9 protein-coding genes are annotated in these 7,096 nt (G+C 32.1%); all 9 read right to left on the reverse strand.

Annotated elements, in window-relative coordinates:
- Nucleotides 1-164 precede the first annotated feature (164 nt).
- The gene (locus Q0829_RS27350; RefSeq protein ID WP_298549251.1) at nucleotides 165-728 is read right to left on the reverse strand and encodes a hypothetical protein; all 564 of its coding nucleotides are present in this window, start codon (nucleotides 726-728) and stop codon (nucleotides 165-167) included.
- A 185-nt stretch (nucleotides 729-913) separates the two neighbouring features.
- Entirely contained in the window at nucleotides 914-1,435 is a 522-nt protein-coding gene (locus tag Q0829_RS27355; protein ID WP_298549253.1) for a hypothetical protein, read from the reverse strand.
- A gap of 187 nt (nucleotides 1,436-1,622) precedes the next feature.
- Nucleotides 1,623-2,237 carry an energy transducer TonB gene (locus Q0829_RS27360; RefSeq protein ID WP_298549256.1) on the reverse strand — a complete coding sequence of 205 codons (615 nt, stop codon included), beginning with the start codon at nucleotides 2,235-2,237 and terminating at the stop codon, nucleotides 1,623-1,625.
- Nucleotides 2,212-2,718: a hypothetical protein gene (locus Q0829_RS27365; RefSeq protein ID WP_298549259.1), complete on the reverse strand. Its 507-nt coding sequence runs from the start codon at nucleotides 2,716-2,718 to the stop codon at nucleotides 2,212-2,214. The genes Q0829_RS27360 and Q0829_RS27365 overlap by 26 nt, the downstream gene beginning before the upstream one ends.
- A complete protein-coding gene (locus Q0829_RS27370) occupies nucleotides 2,715-3,005 on the reverse strand; it encodes a hypothetical protein (protein ID WP_298549262.1) in 291 nt (96 codons plus the stop codon). The genes Q0829_RS27365 and Q0829_RS27370 overlap by 4 nt, the downstream gene beginning before the upstream one ends.
- 179 nt (nucleotides 3,006-3,184) lie before the next feature.
- Nucleotides 3,185-4,033, reverse strand: coding sequence for a hypothetical protein (locus Q0829_RS27375; protein WP_298549265.1), 849 nt, complete (start codon nucleotides 4,031-4,033; stop codon nucleotides 3,185-3,187).
- A gap of 711 nt (nucleotides 4,034-4,744) precedes the next feature.
- A complete protein-coding gene (locus Q0829_RS27380; protein WP_298549267.1) occupies nucleotides 4,745-5,218 on the reverse strand; it encodes a hypothetical protein in 474 nt (157 codons plus the stop codon).
- A 15-nt stretch (nucleotides 5,219-5,233) separates the two neighbouring features.
- Nucleotides 5,234-5,689, reverse strand: a complete 456-nt coding sequence (locus Q0829_RS27385; RefSeq protein WP_298549269.1) for a DUF2750 domain-containing protein — start codon at nucleotides 5,687-5,689, stop codon at nucleotides 5,234-5,236.
- A 59-nt stretch (nucleotides 5,690-5,748) separates the two neighbouring features.
- Nucleotides 5,749-6,489 (reverse strand): ankyrin repeat domain-containing protein, encoded by a 741-nt coding sequence (locus Q0829_RS27390; protein WP_298549271.1) that lies wholly within the window; start codon nucleotides 6,487-6,489, stop codon nucleotides 5,749-5,751.
- Nucleotides 6,490-7,096: the final 607 nt, after the last annotated feature.

Genomic DNA, 7,096 nt, shown 5'->3' on the forward strand with positions numbered 1-7,096 from the left:
TATATGTGTCGTAGCAGGGCAAAATGTTACTCTATTTTCGATTTTTCTGTGCAGTGGTTGCTAACTTTTTCTTTTTGCAAGCATTGCGCCTAACCAAATATACAAGAACCATTCGATTGATCACTTAACTGCTATGATCACATATATGATGTTGTGATTAGTTTTTAATTCAGTTCAATTTTTATTTTATTTTCCAGTTGAGTAAGCTTATATTCCAATTCGTTCTCAGGAATATCCAAAAATTTACTCCATTCATTCTCAAATTTGTCAAAGAATATTTCGCTTTGATTTTTGAGGGTGTCAAGAGGAACATCTTTAATATTTTTTCTTTTTAGGATGTCTATTTTTGACTCTAGTTTTCTTCGATAAATTTCGCATAAATCAAATCTTGCATTTGCAATTCGAAGAGCTATGAAGTTCGTAGTATCTGAAACAAAAGATTTTGAAGGCACAAAAACTGTTGTGGATCTATATTCTATTTTAGAGTTCCGAATATGATACCTCGCTGCTATACCAACGTCAGTTGATATATTATCAATTAATTTTTGTCCAGGATCATAAATGAAATCTTCCCAATCTAATCCAATATCTGATTTCCATACTATTTTATCTTTAAGTGTCAAGTATTCTTGAAAATCATAGTAAGAATATTGTAACCTTTGCCAGAAAAGGAGTGTTGTAATTCCAATAAAAACTATTCCTCCAATAATAATTAACTTCTTATTCATACACAATTAATCACAACGCAAATATATGAATCGGAGCAAGGCATGCAAGCCTGAACCAATCGATCTATCTGCGCATTTTTATTTCTTATTTAATTTATAAAAATTTAGCGCCTTTGCAAAAAGGAAATGACCTTTCGATCTAGCACAAAACTTTGCTCTGATTTTATATATGATGTTACCATACGTTATTCTTTAATTAGTTTTTTCAATTCATTAATCTCCTTTTCAGCGTATTTAATATGACAAGATCTATCTCCACAATAAATGTAAGGGTCGGAATGTCCCAAAAATCGTTTCTCTTGTTTAATTACTTTTTTTGCATAAATTAAGTATTCTTTATCTAAGATTAATAATGGAGAAGTACTGCTATAAATTCTTGCAAAAACTTTAATTTGTTTTTTATTCTTTCCTTTAAACAGTTCTGAAACCTCAAATACATACCAATAATTTTGGATTGGTTGAAGATCAGTTGGACCATTTTCATCAATATCAGATGATTCAAGAGTCTCTTTTCTTATAATTTCAACAACTTTTCCAGTAAATACATATTCAGATTTTTCAAATTCATTTGAAATCTCAGGTATATCCACTATTCCTGGATATTCAATACATAATCTTTTAGAGTGAATACTGTCAATTACTTCTCTTTTTCTTTGACCGTAACCAAGAAAAGAAATCAGTAGCATGAATAATAGAATTTTTTTCATCTAATGTATGGTAACGTTTTATATATGTGTCGTAGCAGAGCAAAATGTTACCTTGCTTTTTGATTTTTCTGCGCATTGGTTGCTAACTTTTACTTTCTACAAGCATTGCGCCTTCATAAATATATAACAGCCAATCGATTGATTACTTTGCTGCTATGGCACATATATGTTGTTGTGCGTTCGTTTTTTATTCTTCAGCCACAAATTTGAATGGCAGAAGAAATTTCACTTTCACTTTTTTGCTATTCTCTAATTCGGCTGGTTTCCAATCAGGAATTTTGGATATTACTTTATAACAAGCATCATCATAATCTTTTCTCAATCCCTCAATTATTTCTATTTCCACTACTTTTCCAAGAGTGTCAACTACAAAAGTCGATTTAACTTTTCCATTTATGTATTCGGTAAATCCTTGATGAAATTTATAATTCCGTTGAATGAATTTATTCAGCGAATCAAGTCCGCCTGGAAATTCAGGCATTTTCTTTAAACTCGAAAAATTTATTTGTTCGTCATTCTCGTCCAAAAGTTGGTATTCCAAGTTCAGCGAATTTTGAGATTCCACTTTTTTAAATTCCGATTGAGTGATTTCGTTTTCAGGATCAGAATTGTTTTCCGTTTCTGATCTTTCCGAATTCTTACAAGAAATCAGAAGTAAAGTTGTCAATATAATTCCTATTATTTTGTTCAATTTATAATTTTTATCAAATGACGCACAACGTTTCATGTATGTTGCCGTTGCTACCTCGAAGAGTAGCAATGCAATATACATTTTGTTATCTTCTTTTTTTCTGTTCTTCAAAGTATTCAAGTTGACTTTTTATTCTTTCAAGAATTTTGTTGTCTGCGTCACCGTGAATGTCTCTTATTTTATAATTCTCTTTTGCAGGGTCAGCTTTATTTACAAATTCGTTAATCCCTAAATTGAAAATAGCCTGCCCGAATCTTTGATCATAATGATTAGATAAATAATCAGAAATTAGATCAAGGATCTGTTGGTGTTCTTTTTTTGGATTTGATTTTTTCCATTCATTATCAAATTCAGCTTTCTCAATTTCAAAGTTTTGAAATTCGTTCATATCCAAAGCTTGGTCACCGAGAGCTCCATAATCATCAAAAGTCTTTTCTGTATGATATTTTAGTCGGTTTCCATTTTCGTACAGTTCGATTTGTTTAATAGGATATCCATCTGTTCCTACTTGAAAGTACCAAGTTGATTTTCCCCAAGAGTCAAATTCGTCACCTCTAGTTTCATTCCATTTTCGCTTGAAGTATCTGCTCATTTCAGGTATTTTAAAAATTCAATTCCTCCGATTTTATTTCCTTTTAGTACGTCAAGAATAATTGTACCGTTCTTCTTATCTTCAAGAGTTATATTCTCTACAAATTGCCATTCAGAATTAGGCTCATTAGGGTTATCTCCATTTACGAAATAAATGTAAGCTCTACTTTCTGATTTAGCCTTTACACACTTTGATAAAGCTGTAATTATTTCGGTTTTGTCAGGAATCTGTTCTTTAGCTATGTCAACAATCCATTGAGGATTATATGTTTCCCATTTTTTATTCATCTAATTGAAGATAACGGCTCAGTGTATGAAACGTAGCGTGTAAAAAGACACTAACTTTCGGATTAACACAGAGCCGAATTTTTATATTTTGGTTTTAATTTTTCTCTTTTAAAAGCCAAATTAAAAGATTTGGTGGACTTTCTAAATATACATAAACCTTTCGGTTTAGCACTTATTAGCTATGTTTTATACACCGTGTTAGCAACTGGCTTTTTCAGCTCCATTTTATCTTTAAACAATTTCGCTTTATCAGTTTTTAAAAATCCAAGCTCATTCGTTATAATTGATATTTTTTGGATTTGTTCATTATTTTTTAAACTCTCAATTTCCTCTGAATTCAAAGTCCATTTACATATGTTATCAGATATGTTTTCTATGATTCCGTATTTCAAAATCAATTCCTTTGTTGTTAAATCCGAAAGATGACTTTTGTTTAGATAGTTAACAGGATATAGTCGTTTTATAAAACCATCAAGTATTCCGACTGAGTGAAAAGTCCAAACGTGGTCTGTTTCATTGACTTCAATACTTGTTGAGAATAAGCCTTTCTTTATTTTTCTTTCAGTTCCAGAATCATAATTCGAAGGTAATTTTGTGATATATCCATATTCAAAATCAAAACTTGTAATTAAGTTTTTAATTGTCAGTTCAATCGTATTCAAATCTGCAAATTCACTTGCAATTTGAATAGAAATTTCGATAGAAGAATTTTCTGGTTTTTCAGTCCAGTTTAGCATTGGATTATCAATAGTGAAATATGTATTCGTTTTGTCTGAATTAAAACCAACAAAACTGTAAACGACTTCTTTTTGTTTTTTAAGTGCTTTTTTAAATCCGTTTAATGTCTTGCTTGAACTTCTGTAATTTATATCGAAATCAGTTGCTTTTAATTCCGTTTTTTGACTTATCAAGTCTATTGCTGAAAGAATACAACTTTGCATATCAAACTGTTCCGCTGTTTTATTGTCGGTTATTTTGAATAGTTTAATTATCCAATTTTCAGTTCTATTTTTTCTGAAGAAGTTCATTTTTCAGCTTGTTGCTAACGTTTAATATATGTGTCGTAGCAGGGCAAAATGTTACCTTGTTTTTTCGATATTTCTGCGCATTGGTTGTTAACTTTTACCTTTTGCAAGCATTGCGCCTTTATAAATATACAACAACCAATCGATTGATCACTTTGCTGCTATGACACATATATCGTGTTATCGCGCGTTTATTTTTTTCAGTCACTAACCTTAGCAAACATGCCAAGCAAGGTGATATTACTTGCGTAATTATTCCGTCAACTTTATTTTTCTTTCTCGCGATCACCTTGCAATCATCGAGTAAGGGATGGGCTTTACCAAATAATCCTGAACTTTTTTTCGTCCGTAGCTGATCAGCCAAAAAAGCGATTTTTTAGCACGTTACTACTCCGTAATCCTCCTCAATTTTGGTTTTTTCTATCGCTTTTTCTTCGATTAGACCTTAACAATCACAAAAATACTCAGGTCATTGGGCGGTTAACCGTTCGTTGCTTTCGTTCTACTTTTCAGATTCCTAAAATGCAGCGATAACGCCAAATATATGAATCGGAGCAAGGCAAAAAAGCCTGAATCAATCGATCTATCCGCGCATTTTTATTTCTTGTTTAATTTATAAAAATCTAGCGCTACTGCAAAAAGGAAGTGACCTATTGATCTAGCACTAAAATTTGCTCTGATTTCATATATAATGTTACCTGCTGGCTTTTTATTTTAATTTAGATATTCAAGTACAGTTTTTTCGAACAATTTAAATGACTCAAAAGGGAAGTCTGAATTTCTATTTTCTTTGTAATGCTTGTCTTTTAAAAGCTCAAATATTTTTTTAAACTCATAATAGAACATTGTTACCAATAGAGTTTTCTTGATTAAAAATTCTGTTCCTTTTTCAAATTCTTTAATTTCATCCCCAATATCTTGGTTAAATTGGTCTATACTAACTTTAACCATATGTTTTTGAGTAGGAATTTCATCAATTTGTATTCTTTCTCCACCAGGTTCTCCGTACCATTTAAATTCAGAGTTTTTCTGTCCGTTTATCATTTTTAGTAAGCAATTCATACATTCCTCAATTGGGTCTTCGTGAAAAATATGAGTGATCGATATTTCATAAGTTTTATCTTTTGTATTTATCCAACAAGTACTCCATCCGTGTTCAGCTAAATAATATGATATATTTATGTCCATTCGCTAATCTGTTTTTTATTCAGCTGCATCTTTGACTTGTCTTTCCAAGTCCGTTATTCCGTCAAATTTTTTAAAATTCAATTCTTTTCCAAGAGATTTTAGTTCAGATGATAAGTCAAGAATCAATTCTAAAGGTTCGGCTTCGTATCCGAAAAGATTTTGGTCAAACTGCGTTCCGATTAATAGTCCGTCATTTATCATTCCGATACACCAGTTTTCTATAAATTCGATCAGTGGAATTTCGGTTACTTTATATTTTTTCCATTCGTCTTTGGTACAAGATTTAGCCCTCACTTTTTCAGACCAAAAACATATAATACCAATTGGGTTTCCTTTATCATCTTCATGTTGTGTTGAACTTGATGTAGCGAACCCATTTTTACTTTTTAAACCATAAACTATTCCGGATTCAGATACAGTTTTAATGAATTTCAGGTGTCGGTTTTTCAGAGTTATTGAATCTTGTAACATAGTTTTTTAGCTTGCAGGTAACGTTCCATGTATGGTGTCGTAGCTATCCCGAAGGGTAGCTATGCACTATACATATTGTTGTGTTTTCGTTTTAATTGTTTCAAATATTCGGCTAATTCCTCATTTTTTGCTTCTAATGCGTGAACTTCAGCATCTTTTTTTTGTTTGTCAGTTGTTCGGATATTAGCGCCATTATTTATTAATAATTGACAAATTCTTTTTAACTCAATGTTGTCTTCAGCATTTGCGTACTCAGTTCTTGCTAAACAGATAAGCGGAGTCCATCCATTTTTGTTTTGCAATTCTGTTTTTGCTCCTTTTTTAATTAAATATTCAACTAGGTCAAATCCAAAATATACTGCACTAAATAGTGGAGTTGATCCTAAATCACTAGTAGCATTAACATCCAATCCTTTGGTGATAAAAAACTCTGCCATTTCAATATTAAAAGCGTTATGTAAATGAATATGTCCCAATTTGGTTTTTGAGTTGAGATCAGCTCCGTAACTCAATAGACATTCAGCAACATCAACGGATTTTGTATGATATAAAGGCGTTGCTCCATCATCAGGATGTTGGTGGTTAGCATTTGCGTTGAAGTTCAGAAGTATTTTTAGCAATTCAAGTTGATTGGGTGTTTTGTTGTAAACTACTCTGAATAGAGGAGTTTGTCCATATTCATCCAATTCGTTCGGGTCAGCTTCATTGTTAAGTGATTCTATTAACCCACTAACATTATCATCACTTATCATTTGATAAATGCTAATTTTCCTCTTGAATATTTTCTTTAGTCCTTTCATCAATGAAACACAACGGTGCCTGTATGAATCGGGGCTTGCAAAATAGCCTTGCCCATTCGATCCTGCCGCGCTTGTTTTTGATTTCTTTTTACAAACCTATTAAAAATTAGCGCCACCGCAAACACAAAACTACCTTTCGAAAAATCATAATTGCCCTGATTTCATACAGCTTGTTATGGGGCGTACCACTTTTACAAGCCAGAACTTTGCAAATACACCGCAGTAAAGTGATATTGGTTTGTGTCTCGATTCCTCAATAATTGTATTTTCCTCCCGCGATCACTTTGCTGCCATTGGATTTATCACTTACCAAACCAGAAAATCACAGACTTTAATTCCGTTAACTTTTCGTGATTTACCCTAAAAAAGCGATTTTCTTATCCGTTTTGCTCCGAAACCCTCCATAATTCAGGATTTTTTCATCGCTTTTTTGCTTTCGATCTGTCACAGACCATTACAAAAATAGAGTGTCCAAAATTCCGTTGAAAGTTCAGATTGCGTAGTGATTTTCAGAGCTAGAGTATGCCCCATAACGTTTAATATATGTGTCGTAGCAGAGCAAAATGTTACCCTATTTTCGACAAAAACTGCGCATTGATTGCTACTT

It is taken from the genome of uncultured Aquimarina sp. (assembly GCF_947492405.1).
In the GTDB taxonomy this organism is placed as follows: Bacteria; Bacteroidota; Bacteroidia; order Flavobacteriales; family Flavobacteriaceae; genus Aquimarina.